General features: G+C 66.4%; 7 protein-coding genes. 3 read left to right on the top strand and 4 right to left on the bottom strand.

The window, feature by feature from the left end; genetic code table 11:
• Positions 1-164: 164 nt before the first annotated feature.
• Positions 165-896, bottom strand: a complete 732-nt coding sequence (locus ABZ721_RS39485; protein WP_358793669.1) for a glycoside hydrolase domain-containing protein — start codon at positions 894-896, stop codon at positions 165-167.
• 845 nt (positions 897-1,741) lie between these two features.
• Between ABZ721_RS39485 and ABZ721_RS39480 the strand changes: the two genes are divergently transcribed.
• Positions 1,742-3,346, top strand: a complete 1,605-nt coding sequence (locus ABZ721_RS39480; RefSeq protein WP_358793668.1) for an ISL3 family transposase — start codon at positions 1,742-1,744, stop codon at positions 3,344-3,346.
• Between the two features lie 40 nt (positions 3,347-3,386).
• Here the strand turns inward: ABZ721_RS39480 and ABZ721_RS39475 are convergent, their stop codons facing one another.
• Positions 3,387-3,869, bottom strand: coding sequence for an Imm21 family immunity protein (locus ABZ721_RS39475; RefSeq protein ID WP_358793667.1), 483 nt, complete (start codon positions 3,867-3,869; stop codon positions 3,387-3,389).
• Positions 3,870-4,540: 671 nt separating this feature from the next.
• On the opposite strand from ABZ721_RS39475, the gene ABZ721_RS39470 reads away from it, so the two are divergent.
• A complete protein-coding gene (locus ABZ721_RS39470; RefSeq protein ID WP_358793666.1) occupies positions 4,541-4,990 on the top strand; it encodes a hypothetical protein in 450 nt (149 codons plus the stop codon).
• A gap of 1,044 nt (positions 4,991-6,034) precedes the next feature.
• On the opposite strand, the gene ABZ721_RS39465 is transcribed toward ABZ721_RS39470, so the two are convergent.
• Together ABZ721_RS39465 and ABZ721_RS39460 are read right to left on the bottom strand one after the other, a co-directional pair.
• Positions 6,035-6,883 carry a tetratricopeptide repeat protein gene (locus ABZ721_RS39465; RefSeq protein ID WP_358793665.1) on the bottom strand — a complete coding sequence of 283 codons (849 nt, stop codon included), beginning with the start codon at positions 6,881-6,883 and terminating at the stop codon, positions 6,035-6,037.
• A gap of 141 nt (positions 6,884-7,024) precedes the next feature.
• The gene (locus ABZ721_RS39460) at positions 7,025-14,695 is read right to left on the bottom strand and encodes a polymorphic toxin-type HINT domain-containing protein (RefSeq protein ID WP_358793664.1); all 7,671 of its coding nucleotides are present in this window, start codon (positions 14,693-14,695) and stop codon (positions 7,025-7,027) included.
• Between the two features lie 400 nt (positions 14,696-15,095).
• Here ABZ721_RS39460 and ABZ721_RS39455 point away from each other — a divergent pair, with 400 nt between their 5' ends.
• A complete protein-coding gene (locus ABZ721_RS39455; protein WP_358793663.1) occupies positions 15,096-19,406 on the top strand; it encodes a LamG-like jellyroll fold domain-containing protein in 4,311 nt (1,436 codons plus the stop codon).
• Positions 19,407-19,681: the final 275 nt, after the last annotated feature.

Genomic DNA, 19,681 nt, shown 5'->3' with positions numbered 1-19,681 from the left:
CACTCCAAGCCTTCGACATCACCTTCGACGGCCGGCTCACCGCCGGCCGCCGCTGAAGAAATCCGACTGAGTTCCACCGTTCCCTACACAGACCCCGGCCCGCAGCGTGGCGCTTGCTGACCGTCGGCAGGACGGCGAGCGATGGGCTCCGTAGTAGGCCCCGGTCAGCCGATGATGGCGACCGGGGCGTCCCAGGCGTTGCGGTCGACGGTGAGGGTGTAGCCGCCGCGGGTCTCCTTGCTGTTGGCCTGGTACTGGTGGGCCCGGCTGTGGTCGGTGTACAGCTTCGTGTCCCAGGGCCAGTCCTTGATGGTGGTCTCCTGGCCGTTCCACAGGGCGTACCAGAGATTGCCCGGCAGGTCCGTACGGTCCTTGGCTGTGGCGATGGCCTTGGCGCTGGAGGTGCTGAAGCCGTAGAGGCCGCCGCGGTAGGACTTGGTGCGGAGGGTTTTGGTGAAGGCCCGTACGTAGATCAGGGTGGCGTCGTTGCACGCCTTGTCGGCGGTGTCGTACGACTCCATGTTGAGGTAGACGGGGCTGCCGGCCTTCATGCCGAGCGCAGCCGCCTTGGCGATCGCGTCGTTGGCGTTGCTCACCCCGACCGAGGCGGCGGTGGCCTCGGTGAACCGTTCCTTGTTGCCGCTCTTTTGACAGGGCGGCTGAGCGCCGACGTAGAGGGGAATGACCCGCCAGCCGGACGTGTCGACGGACTTGACCCAGGACTTGGTCAGGTTGGGCTGGGCGCACCCGCGGTTCTTCCCGCCGATGTAGACCGCGACCCCGCCGTAGTAGTTGTCCTTCTTCCACGCGCTCATCGCGGTGAGGGAGGGGGCCGTGCAGGCGTCGAACGCTCGGCCCGTGTAGGTCTTCTGTGCCGGCCACGTCGTGGCCGCCATCGAGGTCTGCTGTGCCGGCCACGTCGTGGCCGCCATCGAGGTCTGCGCCACGACCCCGGCACCGGCCACGACGACGACGCTTGTCGCCGCAAGCGCGATGTAACGGCCTTTTTTGGACAACCGGTGCTTCGACTTTCCCCGCCCCGCAACACTCAAGCTCCGGATCTCCCGAGCCTGGTCATCATATGCGGAGGCGGCTCGACCGCAGCGGCCGGTCACGTCCTACGACACCGCCTCCCAGGGCAAGGCGGCCTGCGATCCGCCCCGCCGCCCGCGAGCCGCCGGGGGCCAGTCGAAACAGCGGGCCTTCGACCTGTCCAACTCGGAGCCGAACCTTGGACGTATGGCTAGAACCGCGCGACATGAGCGCCAAACCCGTCCAACCGCTCGGCGACTTGTTTCAGCCGCCCAGCTGTCGGCGACGGCCCAATGGTTCTGGATCACTCTCGGTGCCAGGATCGCGCCACGGCCCCTGCGGGCGGTTGGAGTTGTCGTCAGACGTCACGCCCACATGAGGAGCGACGCGAGAGTGAAAGCGGCCTGGTAGGACTCGACGGTCTTGTCGTAGCGGGCGGCAATTCCGCGCCACTGCTTCAGACGGTTGACGCGGGCTTGCTCGCAGGGCGTCGCGACGGGATCGCAGTTCCTACACGCCTGGCATGGCTTCGTAGGTGAGAACGGGGTTCTGGCACAGATCTTGGGGAGCCGTCGCGGAGCGTTACCTCGATGTTCGATCGCGAGGAGACGGGTTCGCGTGAGACCGCGTACGCCTTGTCGTCCGACGATCGGAATTGACGCTCCCTCAGGTGTCTGCCGGCCGCTGCCCTGGTCGGCTGTGGACGGTGATGGTGCTGGTCAAGCAGACCGATGCACCGTTCTGGGACTCGCTGGTGTTCGCCGGGATCGACGAGGTGGATGTCGAGGCGGTTACGGCCGCGTTCGGCACGGTCGAGGTGGTGGCGAGAGGCCGCGCGGCCGGGGCGGCGTGTCCGGGCTGCGGCCGCTTCTCGGGCCGAGTCCACGACCGATACCAGCGCAGGCTGAGGGACCTTCCTCTGGCTGACCAGGGCTTTGTGATCCGGCTGACGGTCAGGCGCTTCATCTGCGGGTCGGCGGACTGCCCGCGGCGGACGTTCGCCGAGCCGTTCTCCCGGCTGGCCGCCCCGCACGCGCGGTTCACCACGCGGCTCAACCACCTCGTGGAGCGAGTGGGGCTGGCCTTGGCGGGGCGGGCCGGCGCTCGGCTGGCGGCCCGGCTGGGTTTCGGTGCGGGACGGATGACGTTGTTACGCAAGGTCATGGCACTGCCCGATCCGCGGTTCAGTACTCCGCGGGTGCTGGGCGTGGACGACTTCGCGATCCGCCGCGGCCAGACCTACTCCACCGTTTTGACCAGCGTCGAAGACCACCGGGTGGTCGATGTGCTCCCGACGCGTGAAGCGGGGCCACTGGCCGCTTGGCTGATCCGCCACCCCGGCGTGGAGATCATCTGCCGGGACCGGGCGGGCGCCTACGCCGAGGGCGCCCGGCGCGGCGCCCCCGATGCTCTGCAGATCGCTGACCGGTTCCATCTGTGGCAGGGCCTGGGCCGGGCCGTGGAGACCTGCGTCGCCGCTCACCGCGACTGCCTGCGCAACCCGACGCCCAGCGGCATGCGGCCGCAGGACACCCGGCCGGCTTCCGGCCAGCCGCAGAACGACGCGGAGCCCGTCGGCCGGCGGGCCGAGCGTAAGAAGGCCGCACACGCCCTGGTCCACGAGATGCTCGCCCAGGGTCACTCACGCCGGGCGATCGCCCGGCACCTGGGTTGGGGTCTCAACACCGTGCTCCGGTACGCAGCCGCCGCACGCTGGCAGGAGACCATCCGCGAGAACCGGCCCCGGCCCACCAGGCTGGACCCCTACAAGCCCTACCTAGAACGGCGATTCGCCGAGGGATGCACCAGCGTCACCCGACTCCACGGCGAGCTGGTCGCCGAGCAAGCTCCCGTCACCTACGGCATGGTCCGAGCCCACATCGCCACCTTGCGCGGGGCTCCGTCCGCCGCACCGCCACGGCCGCCGACGGTACGGCAGGTGACCGGCTGGCTCACCCGCCACCCCACGGCCCTGACCGAGGAGGACCGGGCCGGTCTGAAGGACGTCCTGACCCGCTGCCCCGAACTGGACACGACTGCCAGCCACGTCCGCGACTTCGGCGAGATACTCAGCGACCGCCTCGGTGCCACGCTCCCCACCTGGATCGATGCCGTCGACGCCAGCCAGCTGCCCGGCCTCACCGGCTTCGCACTCCACCTGCACCGAGACCTCGACGCCGTGACCGCCGGCCTCACCCTGGACTGGAGCTCGGGCAGTATCGAGGGCGCCGTGAACCGCATCAGAAAGATCAAGAGACAGCTCTACGGCCGAGCCGGATTCGAACTCCTACGCAAAATGATCCTGCTTCAGTGACGCTCGGCAGCGACTCCCCAGGATCTTTACAAACGTCGGGTCAGTCCAGCTCGACAAAGCGATGGACGCGAAAGGACGTCAGGTTGTTCGGTTCGATGCTTGCCGAGTCCACTCGGTAGCGGCCGGCGGCGAGGTCGAGGGTGGTGCTGTCCGTGAGCGTCCCGACCTCGGTGCCGAAGTAGGCGGCGTCGAACATAACAAGCTCGCCAGTGGTGCTGAGTACGGGTCCTTCCTTCCACTCGGCGGTGGGAAGACCAGTCCGGATGATGTCGGCGACACCTTCCCCGCTCTCCGCGTAGTGCCAGCGGGCGAGGACCCGATGCTCGGGAAGGTAGGCGGTGGAGAGAGGTTCGTCCCCGAGGACGAGCGCCTCGGCTCCGTCAGGCAGTTCGAGGACCCCGACGAAATCCAGCACCTCGCAGGCCCGGTCGTAGTCGCCCTCCGTTCCCGACCAGTGCGGCAGCGCAGTGCGCGGAACCACGATGAAGGGGCCGCCCTCCGTATCCAGCCACGTCAACGACATGCCGCCTCCATCCTTTGGCTCTTTGTTCCGTGGCGACAGCGTATGTGTTGGGTCGGACAAGGGTCACGCCTGTGGTGGTCGAGGTGCACGGTGACGGGCCCAGGGTCGTGACCATCCGTTGCAGTCGAACGATGCCGCCACCCTCCGTGACCGCTCCCCAAGATCTGTGCCAGAACCCGTAACTCGTGAACAAAGCCACCTGGCATGTACTGGTGCCTATCAGGCGTGGATAGGCGGGGGTGTCGCCCGCGGAGAGCAATCTGCGGGGTTGACCGCTCACGCGTTTGCGGCGTAGTGCAGGGCGTAGAGGGGTGAAGGGACGCTGCCGCTGCCCAAGGGGGCTGCGTTGTTCTCCCCGCGCAGGCGGGGGTGGTCCGCATTCATCGCTGCGCGCGGCCGGTACGAGCAGGCACGGAAGGGCGCCCACCCGGTGACCATTTCCGACCGCTTCTGATCACTTCGATCACCTTTGTCACAGCCCTCCAACTTCGCCCCGTGGCGCTTGAGCCCCCTGTGATGCTCCAACCCTCAACCAATTTCGCCGTGGAGGCACCATGTCGCACCAGCAACCGGGGCCGACCGGGCACCAGCCGACGGGGCAGTGGGGTGCACCGCCGCCCCTGCCCTTGCCGCCGAAGAAGTCGAAGACGTTGCCGATCATCCTCGGGGTCGTGGGGTTCGTCGTCGTCATCGGGGTCGCCGGTGCCGCAACCGGCGACAAGGAAGACAAGGCAGCCGCCGCCAGCCCGACGACGACCGCGGCGCAACCGGCCGGTAAGCAGCCCGCGGCAACGAGTGCGCCGGCCTCGCACGCCGCGGCACCCAAGCCGAAGCCGAAGCCGAAGGCGCAGACGGTCCTGTCAGTGTCGGGATCGGGCATGAAGTCCACGGCCACGTTCAAGGTCGAGGACGACTGGGACCTGCAGTACTCCTACGACTGCTCGGCGTTCGGCGTGCAGGGGAACTTCATCGTCAAACAGGGCGGCGACCTCGGGGACATCTACCTGAACGAGCTGGGCGCCAAAGGTTCGGATGTCACGCATTTGCATGACGGCGGCTCGATGCACCTGGAGGTCACCTCCGAGTGCAAGTGGACGATCAAGGTCATCGACCTGCCCTGAAGCTGCTGTAGACGGCCCCCGATCCCACGCCGGGTCGGGGGCTTCGTCGTGCCCGGCTGCGGCGTATCACAAGACGTGTCATTGGACCCACCCCCGGCGACCCCCACCACACCCCCACCGACCTGCGCTTTCCCCACCTCGGATCCTGTCAACAGGGTTCCGATCACCGGAGGTTGGCGAGATACTGAAGTGCCCCATACCCGGATGATTTCACCATGGCTACCGCAACGATGGAACGCGCGACCACTACGGCCAACGAGATCGACAAGGACCGCATCGCCCGCGGGGAGTGCGCGCACGAGTGGACGCAGTGACCGGGGAAGCAGCGCTGCCGTAAGTGCGGCGCCACCCAGGGCTGACCGTCCGTGAAGTCCGGCGGGGGCATTGCGCCAGCCCCTGCCGGGCCGGGACGCTGAGACCGTGACGAGAACCGGATGGGCAGATCTTCCCGCTGCTGTGCGTGCCGGCGTGGAACAGGCCGCGGCCGGCTCTTTTCCGTGCACACCGTGCCCGGCAAACCCAAGTTACGGCAGAAGGCCGACACGGACGGGACCGACAGCAGCTATGTCTTCACCCGGACCGACGGGCTCCCCATCGAACCCGCCAACCTCGTCGTCATCAAAAAACTGTCGGGTCACGCCCACATCGGTGTCACCGCGAGGGTGTACGCCACGTCCGACTCCGCCCCCGGTGCGACACCATTAACCTCTTCAGCAAGACCCTGCGCGCCCCAAAGGCGACCGCCACCCGAACCGACGACGGAGACGAACCGCCGCTCTGTGCAGCACCCGTCCGCTTACGTTGCCGTCAGCTACTGCCGTCAGATCCCTTCAGCGCACCACAGCGGCCCCACCGGAAGCGAATCCGATGGGCGCATATGAGCAAATATGGACCAGATCTGATTCCGGAGGATTCACAACACACACGTTGGGCCGTCCAATAAGGATTCAGATGCACGAGTGGCCTGCCATCGGCGTCTCGAGGGGTAAGGAACGGGCGATTATAGAGCTCCGACAAAGTGAACTCTGCAAATCACTGCTGCCGTCACGATGACGGAAGCAGCAGTTCAGCCTCTGAACCGCGGCCGGACAATCGTCCAGCCTCCAAAATCTGATCAGGCGTCATCAACGGCGCTATCTTAATCGCCTCATGGACTCCATCGCCATTCCCTCGATCAAGCATGGCGAGAAACCATCTAACCGCCTGCACCGGATCCACCTCACACCCAACTCCATCGCGATACCTCCGAGCCGCCGAAAACATTGCGGGCGCATGGCCCGACTTCGCAGCCTTCACGTACCAATCAAGGGACTCGCCATCACGCCCCTTCTTGGCAAGTTGATCGCCAAGTACAGCACAGGCTTCCGGAATTCCCAAGTTGGCAGCAAATTGCAGCCAGCGCGAGAATTCTCGAAAATTCCGTGCCCCGCCAGCACCATGATAGTAATTGACTGAGAGGTTAAACGCGGCATAGCCATCACCAGCTTCAGCCGCTTGCCGAAATAGGACATTCGCCTGCACGGGATCTCGATTCACGCCAATACCATTCGTCAGCATAAATCCCAATTCGCGCATCCCCTCTACAACGCCTGCATCGGCCGCCTCGCCAAACAGTCGCGCAGCCCGGGCCAAGTCATACTTTCGATCCAGAAGAACGGCAGCAAGCAGAGCCTTCGCCTCGCCGTTGGACTGCGCCACGGCCAACTCCAGTCCTGGCACCAGCGCTGCAATTCTCCCCTCCAGTCCCATCGCCCCGCGACGCTTTGCATGAAAATACCAATTTCCGGCGCTGATCAAATCACTCCGAGCCTCGGCATCCTCCGCGTTCTTGATCAACTCTGCCGTCGGTAGTCCCGCAGGAAAAGAATGCCAATCCAGCATATCCTCACCCATCCACGCCTCCAAGTCGAGAGATCCATGCACGATTCTACAGCACTAGTCAAAACGGGATTGTCACCCAAGCCCGTTAGCGTACCGGGGCAGCGGGTTGGCGTCGAGCTAATTCGAAGCTCGACGCCAACCCATCGACTAAGTTCACCACGACGGATAGTCAAATGAATTCCATTGGCCATCAGGCGTGAATACATGGATTGCCGTCGGATCAGAAACAAATATCGACACCCCGAGTTGCTGGGATCGACCCTGGAACCAAGATATACAGTCATTGCACATATCTCGACTGACCGATATTGAGTAGCCAGGATTAAGAACTGACGCCTGCTTCTCGGCATGAGAGAGATAATAGGCGCCGGGGCCCCCGGAATTATCCATAAACGGGTGAGGAGTACGCGCAATGGGCATCGCTGCATACACCTGATCAGGCATGGCTCGGCCGTACCCTGCGGGCACATCCGTAGCATATCCGCTGGCAGTCTGAATACTTCCAGCCTCACTGGCCGTCTTCGAGGACAAGTCCACCGACGGATGGAATGAGACATTCGCAGGATGCGGAGCTGCGCTGAGTGCAGCGGATGTCGGACAGGCATTGTGCACCAGGATCGGCGTGGTCCCCGCCAGTACATAGTACGTGTGCAGTTCGGCGACAGTCAGGTTGTAGCGGTTGGCCGCGCCGGGAGTGATGCGGATGGAGAGGACGGTGACGTGCTGGTTCTTGTCTGTGTTCAGGGCGTGGCTGGACTGGAGCGCTCCGGCAGGGACCCAGGTGTGGGTCGTGTCGTCCCAGAAGGGGTGTTTGGAGGTTGTGTGCAGGGTGGCGGGCTTGCCATCTTGACCGCGAACGGTGACATCGACAAGGTCGGTGTCGTAGTCGACGATGGTGGCGGTGACGGTGTGAGGGCCGGCGTGCTTGCCGGTGTCGGGGTCGGCGGCTTCGACCTTGTCCCCGACCATGATGTCACCGATGGGTTTGGTCTGGCCTTGATCCATCAGGACAGGGGTGTCGGGGGAGAAACTACAGGGTTTGACTTCGGTGGCGGTGGGCTTGTCTTGTGTCCCGGTTCCGGGTGCGCTGGATTCGTCGGCAGTTTTCGGTGCCTTGGGAGCGGGATCCGCCTTGGGGGTGGTATCCGACGGAGTCTTACTGCTGACGAGGTCCTCGGCGGTTTTCTCAGCAGTTTTGGCTTCCTTGGCCACCCTCCCAGCCTTGAATGCCTTGTACCCCAATTTGAGTACCTTGCCGAGCCCCACGCCATCGATGGCAAACGAAACTATGGTTCCGGAGACGTTGCCGGTCTGGTAGCCCAGACTCTTGTCTATGCCGAGGAGGCTCCCGAATGGGTGGCTGTAGTCCTTCGCGACGTAGGGAGGCGGCGGTGCCATCGGGCTGGCCGCCGTGGCAAAGGCGTTGTTGAAGTACCCGACCCCATTGACTGCCGCGCTGTACATGGGGCCGACAAAGGAATCCAGCGCTCCGATGGCACCTCTACCCACGCTCCCCAAAGTGACATTGCCGCCGGGATCGCCGCCGCTGGAACCGGATCCACCGCCGCCACCACCGCCACCGTCCCGGAGCCACATCAGGCCGGTGGGGTCACTGCCGTTGACGGGGTCGTTGCCGGCGTAGGTGTACCCACCCATCTGGTTGGGGTCGCCGGCTTCGAAGACGGGGTCGACCGTGAGGAAGCGGCCGAGGACCGGGTCGTAGTTGCGGGCACCGAGGAGGTTGAGTCCGGTGGTGGTGTCGGCAGGTTGGCCGAGGTATCCGTGGTTGTCCGCCCAGCCGGTGGGGGCGGTGCCGCGGGGGGCGCCGTAGGGGTCGTAGGCGCGGCGGGTGACAGCCAGGGTGGTGCGGTTGACCTGGAGTTGGGCGGTGTGCTGGGGGTTGGCCGGCTGGTAGGTGAGGGTGCCGGTGGAGGAGCGGGTGATGGTGGTGCCGTCGGGGTGGGAGTAGTACCGCAGCCCGGAGACGGTCTGTTTGGCGGTGTCCAAGGTGAGCTGTTCGGCGCCGCCGAACAGGTACAGGATGTTGCTGCCGGGGCCCTTTTGTACCAGCAGGCCGCCGTCGGCGTCGTACAGGTAGCTGGAAGCGACGGTGCCGGAGCCGGCCTTGGGGGTGACGCTTTGGGTGCGTCCCTCGGCGTCGTAGGTGAAGGTCTGCGTCGTGGCGGCGGCGGTGCCGACCTTGGTGTCGCGGCTCTTGGTGTTGCCGGCCGCGTCGTAGTGCGGGGTCAGCGTGGTGGTGCCGGTCGCGTCGGTAGTCGTCACGCTGGTCGCGGTGTTGGGCTGCGTCGCGGCGGTAGCGCCGTTTCCGGGGTAGCTGCTGTTCTGCGTGGTGTTCTTCAGCGCGTTGCCGGTGATGTCGTGCTTGACCTGTTGGGTGCGGTCGCCGAGCAGGTTGTAGGTGAAGGTCTGCCAGTACGGGGCCGGGCCGACGAGAGTGGCAGGGGTGGGGGTACTGGTGGTGCAGTGGGACAGCTGTCCGGTGGTGGGGGTGCTGGTGCCCTTGGTGTCGGTCCAGGCTTCGGACAGGCGGTTGATGCCGTCGTACGCGAAGCACTGGGTGTCGGTGCCGGTGACGGCGGTGCCGTTGGACTGGGTGTCGGAGACCGCTTTGAGGTTGCCGGCCTGGTCGTAGCCGTAGGTGGTGGCATCGATCGGGCCGAACTCATTGGGCTGCAAACTCACCGTGTTGGTGGCCAGGCGGCCGGTGGCGTCGTCGTAGGTCTGCGCGGTGCGCAGTTGCTTGCCGTACACGCCGTAGGTGGATTGCTGGATCTGTCCGAGGGGGCTGTACAAGGCGGTGTCGAGGTAGGGGTTGTCGTCCGACCCGGTTTCCAGCAGGAGCCCTTGCAGGTCGTAGCCGTAGCCGACCGACTCGGTCGGCAGACCACCGTCCGAGCCATAGTCGGTGGACGCCAGGAGCCCGACCCGCGGGGTGTACTGGGCGGCCATCGTGTAGGTGTTGGCGAGTTTCCCCTCGGCCGGGGGAATGACGACGGTGGTGCCGGTGGGCTGGTACGCGGTGGTGTAGCCGGTAATGCTCTTGACGTACGCGCTACCGCTGGTGGTGGAGCCGCCGACGTAGCGGGTGGACGAGGTAGGCAGGCCCTTGGCCAGGGTGTCGTACGTCCAACCGGCCAATTGCTTGGTCGCATCGGTGGTACTGGTGCCCGCGTACTCGCCGGTTCTCCGGCCGAGGAGGTCGTAGGTGTAGGAGAGGGTCTGCTGGCGGGCGTCGGTGGTCTGGGTCAGCCGGCCGAAAGCGTCGTAGCCAGAAGTACTGATGCCCGAGTCGGGGTCACTCTGCGAGATCCTCTGGCCCTGCAGGTTGTACTGGTAGGTCCAGGTATTACCGACGGTGTCGGCGATCGAGGCGGTCTGCCCGGCCGGAGTGTAGGTGTAGCGGGTGGTGATGTCGGCTGCGGCGGCCTTACCGGCAGTGCCGGTACTCCAACGGCTGCTCCCCGCGGCGTTGTACATCTGCACGCTGGCGTCGTCGCGGATCATGGCGTAGCCCCCGGTGGCGCCGGCGACGCCGCCGGTGGAGGTCCACAGCACCGTGCCAGTGGTGCTGAGTACCGCCAGACTGCCGTCGGTGCGCACGGTGGCGCTGGCACCGGGCTTGCCCGAGGTGCCCGACGCCCACAGCACCGCGCCACTGGTGATGCCCGTCAGAACCAGATTGCCGTCGGCCTGCATGGCCAGCCGCACACTGTTGGAGGACACCGTGCTGCCCGAAGCGATGACCGTGCCCGCGGGCAGGGTCCTGTCGGGGGTGGTGTCCTTGACCCGGCTCGCGGTGGTTTGACCCTTGGCGTTGATGAACGTGGCGGTGGCCTGACCGCCTGCGGGCGGGATGGTGTCGGTCTCGTCCGCGCCGGGGTAGGAGGTGGTGGACTGCCACTGCAGCGAGGCACGTGACCACAACTGGTTGGCGATCGGGCGACCCAGCCCGTCGTAGACCGTCTTGCTCTGCGACGGCACGGTGTTCTCGAACTCCGCGAACATCGTCGTCGACGGGTCGCTGTTGGGGTCCGAGTAGGTCGCGATGGTGGACACCGGCCAGCCATGGCTGTCGTACGAGTTCGACGTGATCAGCCGTCCGGCCGAGTCGTCCGCAGTCGTGGACTGCTGCTGGCGCACCTGCAGCATTCCGTCGTACAACGTCACCGCGGTGCTGTAACTGCCGTTCTCACGCAACGTCCGCGTCGTGACCGCGGACGGGTCCGGGCTGGTACCCGCACCGTGAATGGCGTACAGGAACGTCTTGTCTGGACTATCGGAATTGGCGGTCTTGTCACGACCTGGCAGCCAGACGGCGGTACGCCGGCCCAGGGCGTCAAATGTGCTGTCGGTAACGCGGCCGTTGGCGTCCACGGCGTGGGTGACCAGTCCGCGGGTCGGAACCGCAGTGACCGTGGAGACCCAACCCAACGGGTTGGTGGTGGTGGTCACGGTGGGCAGGACAGCTGTCGGAGGCGTGAACATGGTCGTCGTGGCCGATCCGGCGCCGTCGAGTGATTTGACGATCCGGCCATAGCTGTCGTAGCTGAGGGCACCGGTGGTCTGGAAGATCGGGTTGCCGGATCCGTCATAGGACTTGATCGACTGCATGGCGGTCATGTAGCCGAGCGAGTGGACCTGCGGCGTCGCTCCGTCGGACGGCCAGGACTGGCCGAGTACGCCATACGTTCCAGGGTTGGTGACACTGCCGTCACCGTCGTAGAAGACCCGCTGGTCCGACAGCGTTTTGGTGGTTCCCGGGGCCGTCCCGCAGGGGCCGGCAACCGCGATGGTCTCGCTCGGGTAGACGAGCATCATCAAGTTGGTGGCCGGCGCGGGGGCATAGCTGATGGTGGTGCAGGTCTCCTGCCGCGGGTCGGAGACGTCCCCCTTGTCGTCGATCTGCTTCACCCGGCCGAGGTCGTCATAGGTGGTGATCGCTTGGACGGTGCGCCACGCGCCGCTCGCCAGAAGCGACTGCCCGCGATTGCTGGCGGACTTCAAGCGGTGAGTGGTGAGGGCAGGTAGATCCGACAAGGTATTCGGGGCAGGCTCTTTTGAGGTCCACGCGGTGCGCGATCGGTTGGCGGTCTCAACCACCACCGGAGGATCGATGATGGATCGAGCAGTGACCGGTGCGCCGGCAGCGGTGGTGTCGACGTTCTCCGTCGCAGACGGTGCTCCGGCCAGCCAGTTGCTGTCGGTGGCACCGTTCACGGTGACGCTGCGGGTGGTCCCGTCGGCCTTGTAGTCACCGTCCATACCCTGCAGATATGTGGCCACGGACTTGGTGATCGGGTCCGGGCTGGCACCGCCGGTGGTGGTGACGGTCCGGTAGCCGCGGAAGTCGTTCCAGGTGCGGTACTGGTCGTCGGTCAGGTCGGAGTCGTCACGGTGCCACGCCGCACCGGCATAGGCGTAGTTGACGACCTTCGCCTTGGAGCCGGCTTTGGTGAGGTCGCTGCCGGTGACCTGGGACACCACGGTCTTGGTGAACCAATCGGAGATCGGTTCGGCCGCACCTGGCGGGTACCAGTACACGGGGAAGCAGGCTTTGGTGTTGCTGTCGGGCGAGGATGGCATGGTGTGGTTGACGCGGGAGCACTCTGCGGATCTGTACGTGACGGCGATGGACTCACCAGTCTCGGTCCGGATGCTGGAGATGCGCGGGTGATACAGCGGAGGCGCGGCCGGGGTCAGCCCGTCGACACGGTTGTCGGTCTCGATACCTGTGAACGTCACCGGGTCCAGGGTGATCGGGTCGGCGCCGCCGGCGGTGGTGTCGTGGCCGGTGTGCTGGATCGATGACAGCCACATGACTGCTTGCACTGCGCCGTCGGATGCGTCCCCCTCCGCACCGGTGACCGGGTCGATGACCCCGCCCGCGTCGGAGAAGACGTGGGTGAGGGCGTAGGAGTCGACGTCCTGGAAGCCGGTACCCACCTTCACCTGGGTAGTGATCGTCTTCAGGCGATAGGTGGACCAGAAGGTCGGCGATCCGACGTGGCAGACGTCATCGCCTTCGCCGGAGGTCTTGTAGCTTGATGGGCAGTTCAGGTCATACGGGGAGTCAGGCCAGTTGGAGGACGTGGTCTTCGACAGGTTGTCGAGAGTGCAGACCGTGTCGGAGGTCGTGCAGCGCTGTGAGGTGTCGAAGTTGACCCGGGCGGCGGGATCGCGCCCGGCCACCGCGTCGGCCAGCTTGTATCCGTAGGAGATTCGCTTGAGGTATCCGCCGCGGGTGTAGGAGGTCAGGGTGCCGCCGTCTCCGGAGGCCGCCACCTGGCCGTAGCCCATGTTGTAGTAGTTGGACTCGGTGGCGTAGTCGTAGCGCTGGACATTGCCGTGCGGGTCCACGACGAAGTCGAGGTTGAAGCGGTAGCCGACCGGCTTGTCGCACTGCGACGCCGCACCCTTGGCCGCGCTGTAGCAGGGATCACCGGGCTTGGGGTGGTAAACCGGAACGCCCCAAGCGCTGCCCGTCGACGCATCCGCCGTCGTACCGGGTGCGTGGTTCTCACCGAAGTAGTAGGCCGTGCCGTCCGGCGTGGTAACCCGGTAGAACTCCCCGCTCCACAGGCCGTTCGCCGCGCCCGTCAATCTTTCGATCTTCGTACCGTCATCGGACTGCAGGTGGAGGACGCCGCTGCTGTCGCGCACCAGCTCGCCGCTGCGTGATCCGAGGGACATCGTGGCGTTGTAGCCACCCCAGCACTTGTCTCCCGAGTCCTTGATCCCGCTACTGCTGCACGCCTTGAAGGACCGCTCGATGAAACCTGGCTCGTACGACCACCCGTCACCGATCCAGGACGACTGGGAGTTACGGGCGGAGGTCTCACCGTCGATAGCCTGCGAGTTGTAGGACAGCGCGACCGACGGAGCGCTGCCGCTCAACGAGGCCGGCACTACAAGCGGATAGCCGTAAGTGAACCCCCCACTTGACGTCTGGGCCCAGGCGCCGGACGACGACAACGAGGTCGCGGTGTAATCTCCCTGCGAGCCGCCGGAACCCGAGACGGCCGCAACGGCCACCGTGGACTGGCTCGCAGCAGGAGCAGCCAAAACGGCTGTCGAGCGCAGTGTCACCGTGCTGGTGGCAGGCAGGTCAACAGCTGCGGTGAGCGTCTGGCCGGCCGCGTCGTTGGCGGTCTCCAGGGGTTCTTGCACGCGGCAAGCGGCGACCTGCGGTGTGGTCAGGGCGCAGCCGGGCATGGTGACCAGGTGCAGGCGTGAGGCCCAGCCTCCACCGTATGCCTGGGCGATCGCGGCGTAGTCGAGGGACACCGTCACGCGCCCGGCCTCGGCGCGCGTGTCTGCCCGCTGGAGACCGACGAGGAGTCCGTCCACGTTCGCGGACAGCGCCTGCTTATGGTCGGCGACCCGCGCCTGCACGGCAGTGGGGGCGCTTACCTTCGCGCCAGTACGGGACAAGGGCGCTGCAGCCGTCGCGGGGGCGATCCATACCGGCGAGGAACCCGCTCGCACGGGGGGCGCTTTCGCAACGACGCTCGGATCGGTGGTTCCCTTGGGCGATGCACCCTTGGCCGCCGTGCCGCCGGGCGCAGGGGATGCAAGGTTCACGGTGCTGGTGCTGGCGGCAGGCCAGACCGCGGCGAGCGGTTTGTGAGCCTGCAGCACCCGCGCGCCTTTGGGTGCCGGGGGCGTGGCTGTACCGCGCGAGCTGGTGACAGGCTGGCCATCGACGACTGGCTGGGCCTGCAATTGGCCGTCGGCCCAGACCTGGCCGGTGTAGTGGTAGCCGCCGACCACGTCGGCCTGCGCCAGTGGAACGATCATCGACATCGCCGCAACCGTGGCAGTGGCCACGATCCCGCGACGTAGCCGAGCCCGTGTCCGGACATCGGTAAACAAACGCACATTGGAACGCACTTCGCAGACCCCCCAGCCCACCCCGGCAACCCGTGACGGGCTACCCACTCGTGAGGCAGGTGCGCCGCCACGATCCTCCGGAACCGTATTGCCACACCTGTACGAACCGCAATAGCCTTTCCCGACATCCTCACGAGTCACACCAGCCACATCAGCCCCACACAGGGGCGTTGTCACTGGGGCAGAGGAGGATGCGGGGGTTCGGATACAGCACCACCAACGCGGCTGTTCAGCCGCACCGCCCGCCACGGCATCTCCGTGGTTGGGCAAATCTTTACCCGAGAGAGGGGTAATCGTGGGGGGTTCCATCAGCGTGCGCCGATTCAGGCGCCGCAGTCCGATACGACTGGCGGCACTGTTCGCCGTCAGCGGCCTCGTCCTGTCACTGGCCGGTCCGGCCGTGGCGGACGATGTACCGCCGTCCGTCCCGGCCGACACGGCCACTGCCCCGCCGCTGACACCCGGCGGTCCTATGCAGGCGGCATTGCTGCAGGCCAAGGCGACCGGCAAGCCCGTCGTGGTCGAGTCACTGACCACCCCGACCGAGCAGACCCTCGCCCACCCCGACGGCACGTTGGCGACCACCAACAACCTGCAGGCCGTCCGGGTGAAGAAGAACAACACCTGGGCTGCGGTCGACGCCACCTTGGGCCGGAACGGTGACGGCACCTACTCCCCCGCCGCCACCCCGGCCGGGGTGGCCCTGTCCGGCGGAGGAAGCGGCCCGCTGGCCACCCTCACCGACGCCAGCGGACACCGTCTGGCCCTGACCTTCCCCGCCACCCTGCCCGCACCCACCGTCAGCGGCGACACCGCCCTGTACGCGAACGTGCTGCCCGGCGTGGACCTGGAAGCATCCGTCAGTGACCAGGGCGCCTTCAGCGAAGTACTGATCGTCCGCAACGCGACAGCCGCCGCCAACCCCGCCCTGAAGACCTTGCGTCTGGCCACCAGCACCCAAGGGCTGACCCTGGCTGCCGATGCCCAGGGCCGCCTGTCCGCCACCACCGCCGACGGCACCGCGGCCTACACCAGCCCCGCACCGATCATGTGGGACTCCTCCACCGCTACCACAGCACCAGCCGGCACCAAATCCGCCGCCGCCCGCACCGCTGCCGCTGCCGCTGCCGAAGGCACAACACCGACCGCCTCTTCCACGGACGGTCCAGGTGCCGGGGCCCAGGTCCAGCCGGTCGCGTTGACCGCGACCGCGGGCGCTGTCACGCTCACCCCCGACGCCGGACTGCTCACCGGGGCGACCACCAAGTACCCGGTGTTCATCGACCCGACCGTCAGTCCGGTCTCCAGTGGCACCAACCACTTCGCCGAAGCCCAGGAAGGCTGCCCGAGCGCACCGCAGTGGGACACCCCGCAGAAGTACGGCGGTGAGGGCATCGGCTACCAGCACTTCTCCTCGACCTGTTTCGGACTGGAGCGCTCGTTCTTCGAGCTGAACACCAGCAATCTGCACTCGAACATGGTCATCTCCAAGTCGACCCTGGTCCTGGCCGAGGTCGACGGCGCGGACGGCGGATGCTCCAACACCTGGCCCGTCACCCTGTACCCGACAGCAGACATCAACACCCCCCAGTTCGTGAACAAGTTGACCTGGAACAATCAGCCCGGTGTCGGCGGTGCGCTCGGCACGCAGAACGTCGCCAGCGCCAGCGTCAACGCCGGCTGCGGAACCCGGTACGTCAACTTCGACGTCACCGCCGGCATCCGGGGCAACGCCGCTATCGACAAGGACACCTGGGCGTTCTCGCTGCGCGGAAACGAGTCGAAGTACGACACGAACTACGGGTTCATGCGCTTCAACAGCAACCCGTACATCGTCACCGTCTTCGACATCCCCCCGGCTGCGCCCAGCGCACCGGACACCGACCCCAACAGCCAGAACCCCGCAGGTGCTGCGTGCGGCGGCGGCCCTGACGGCTGGATCGGCAAGACCACCCTGGCCGGAACCAACAGCAACATCACCCTCAACGCCGCCCTCACCACCCCCATGTCGGGCGTGAACCTGCAGGCGCAGTACGCCATGTGGGACAACATGCTCCCCCAGGCCAACGGCAGCGCCACGGTCTTCAACCCACCCCTGACCGCCGCCGTCGCCTCAGGCACCACCGTCCACCACAACCTCGGGTTCACTGCCCAAGACGGCCATCAGTACGGCTGGGGCGTCCGCGCCTGGGACGGCACCCTGTACGGCCCCTGGACCACCAGCTGCCACTTCAAAACCGACCTCACCCCGCCCACCCAGGCCGCCTTCACCGACTCGGCAGACTTCCCGCCCCTGGGCAGCGGCACCGCACCGACCAAACACGCCGGCGACCCCGACCTCACCATCCACGTCACCAGCACCGATCCGATGCCCACCGGACCCTGCGCACCACTGGCCTGCGTCCGCAGTGACATCCGCAAGTTCGAATGGTCCCTCGACACGCCCATCGGGCCCACCGGTGCGGATGCCGGACACATAAAGGGCGCCTTCCCGGATGCCACCACCGGCTTCGCTCAAGCCGACATCCCGATCAGCGTCACCGCGCAGCAATGGGGGACGCACACGCTGTACGTCCAGGCCGTCGACGGCGCCGGCAACGCCAACCCCTCTACCTACAGCTTCTACGCACCGTGGAATCCCGCCACCAAGGTCACCGCTGGTGACCTGACCGGGGACGGCATTCCCGACCTGGTCGCCCCCTCCAAGGGAGGTGATCTGCTGCTGCTGCCCGGCAACACCGACGCGGCCGCCGCCCCGGTGATCTCCTCCACCGCCGCAACCAGCCCCGAGGCCGAGGCTTCCACCGGCTGGGACAAGTTCCTGATCACTCACCGCGGCAGTACCGCGCAGTCCGGGGTGGACGACCTGTTCGCCTACAGCACCGTCACCCACCAGATGTACATCTACCGCAACGACGCGGAGACCAGCACCACCGGCGCAGCCGGCCACTTCAGCAACACCAACGGCCGCATCCCGCTCACCGAAAAGCCCACCTGCAACCCGGGATCCACCTGCGCGGGCTACGACACCACCTGGGGAACGGTCAGCCAGATCCTCGCCCCGGGCAGCTTCGACAACGGCTCCGGACTCGCCGACCTGATCACCATGGAAGGCGGCCGGCTGTGGTATTACCCCGGCACCTCGAAGGGCGGAGTTCACCTCAAGCAGGCCCTCCTGCTGGGCAGCGGTGACTGGTCCAACACCACGCTGATCGCCCCCGGCACCGTCGACGGGACTCCCACCCTGTGGGCCCGCGACAACATCACCGGCACCCTCCACACCTACCCCCTCACCTTCGACGGCAACGGCCTGCCCACCACCCTGCTCGCCGCCCCAGCCCACCACGCCCTGGTCTCAGCCATCGCGGTCTCCGGCGGTGGCACGGTGTGCGCCGATGTCGTTAAGGCCGCCACCGCGAACAACACCAAGATCCAGATCTACCCCTGCAACGGCTCCGACGCCCAACAGATGACCCTCGGTACCGACAACACCGTGCGCGTACTCGGCAAGTGCCTGGACATCACCAACGGCGGGACCGCCTCGGGCACCGGAATCCAGCTCTACACCTGCAACGGCACAGCCGCCCAGAAATGGACGCCCGGGCCCAACGGCACGCTGAAAAACCCGCAGTCCAACCTCTGCCTGGCTGACCCGGCCAGCAGCACCACCGCCGGTACGCAGCTCATCATCTACGCCTGCCTCACCGGCCGCGCCGACCAGAACTGGACGGGCAGCATCAACGGCACTCTGCCCGCCCAGGTCCCCGTCCTGCCCATCGGCCTGGGCGACAGCACTTACCCCACCATCGCCTCACCCGGTGACACCAACAACATCACGGACGGCGCTTCCGGCGGCCCGGACGGCAACCCGGACCTGTACGCCACCACCAGCAACGGCCAGATCCTCGAATACCCCGGCACGGCCCCGTCGGCGGGTATCGCGCAGTTCGCCACCCCGGTGCCGCTGGGCTACCTGCACCAGCCCACGGACTGGTGGAAACTCACTAACGCCGACAACACCGTGCGCCCCGCCAACAAGCTCACGGCCAACAGCGGAGCCACCTTCACCACCGACCCGGGCCGCGGCACGGTCCTGCACCTCAATGGCACCACCGGCGATGCCGCAACCGCAGTCCCGGTCCTGGACACCTCCGCCGGCTACACCGTCTCAGCCTGGGTCAACATGACCAACACCACCACCTACAACACCGCCGTCGGCCAAGCCAGCAGCTCCGGCACCGGCGTCGACTCGTTCTACCTGCAGTACTCCAAGGGCTACAACGCCTGGGCGTTCATCTCACCCGCCAGTGACAGCACCAGCCCCGGCACCTATCCCGGAGCCGTCGCCTCCACCCCGCCGGTCCTCAACACCTGGACCCACCTCGTCGGCGTCTACAACGCCGCCACCCACACCATGAACCTCTACATCAACGGAAACCTCGCCGGAACTGGAACGAACCCCACCGCCTGGAACGCCACCGGCCCCCTCCACATCGGCAGCGCCGGCACCAGCAACTACTTCCCCGGCAACATCAGCAACGTCCAAACCTTCAACACCGCCCTCACCCCCGCCGCCGTAGCTGCCCTCAACCACGACCAGCCCACCCCCACACAACTCAGCTAACGCACGCGGGCACAACCGTCGCACCCCAAGCCAAGGAGCCCCGCCGGTACCCAACCGGCGGGGCTCCTTGCGTGTAGTGCCGGAATCATTTCGCCTACTTGCCGAAGCGTCCAACACGGCGTAACCAGGCAGCCGCCCGAGGTTAGCGGGCCCATAGCGAAGGTGCGCTCACCACCATCTCTAGAGATCTTCAATGGCTGAGGTTACGGCGGTTGGAAGTCGAGGCCGGTCTTGGCGATGAGGCCGTCGATGAGGCCAGGTCGGTACTGCATCCG

Source organism: Streptomyces sp. NPDC006733, assembly GCF_040636125.1.
Classification (GTDB): Bacteria; Actinomycetota; Actinomycetes; order Streptomycetales; family Streptomycetaceae; genus Actinacidiphila.
Note: the sequence above shows the minus strand (reverse complement) of the source record. Positions and strands in the feature narration are given on the sequence as shown.

Coding starts and splice junctions, on each gene's coding strand:
- ABZ721_RS39485 (WP_358793669.1), bottom strand. CDS start 896: ATGGCGGCCACGACGTGGCCGGCACAGAAGACCTACACGGGCCGAGCG.
- ABZ721_RS39480 (WP_358793668.1), top strand. CDS start 1,742: ATGGTGCTGGTCAAGCAGACCGATGCACCGTTCTGGGACTCGCTGGTG.
- ABZ721_RS39475 (WP_358793667.1), bottom strand. CDS start 3,869: ATGTCGTTGACGTGGCTGGATACGGAGGGCGGCCCCTTCATCGTGGTT.
- ABZ721_RS39465 (WP_358793665.1), bottom strand. CDS start 6,883: ATGGGTGAGGATATGCTGGATTGGCATTCTTTTCCTGCGGGACTACCG.
- ABZ721_RS39460 (WP_358793664.1), bottom strand. CDS start 14,695: ATGTCGATGATCGTTCCACTGGCGCAGGCCGACGTGGTCGGCGGCTAC.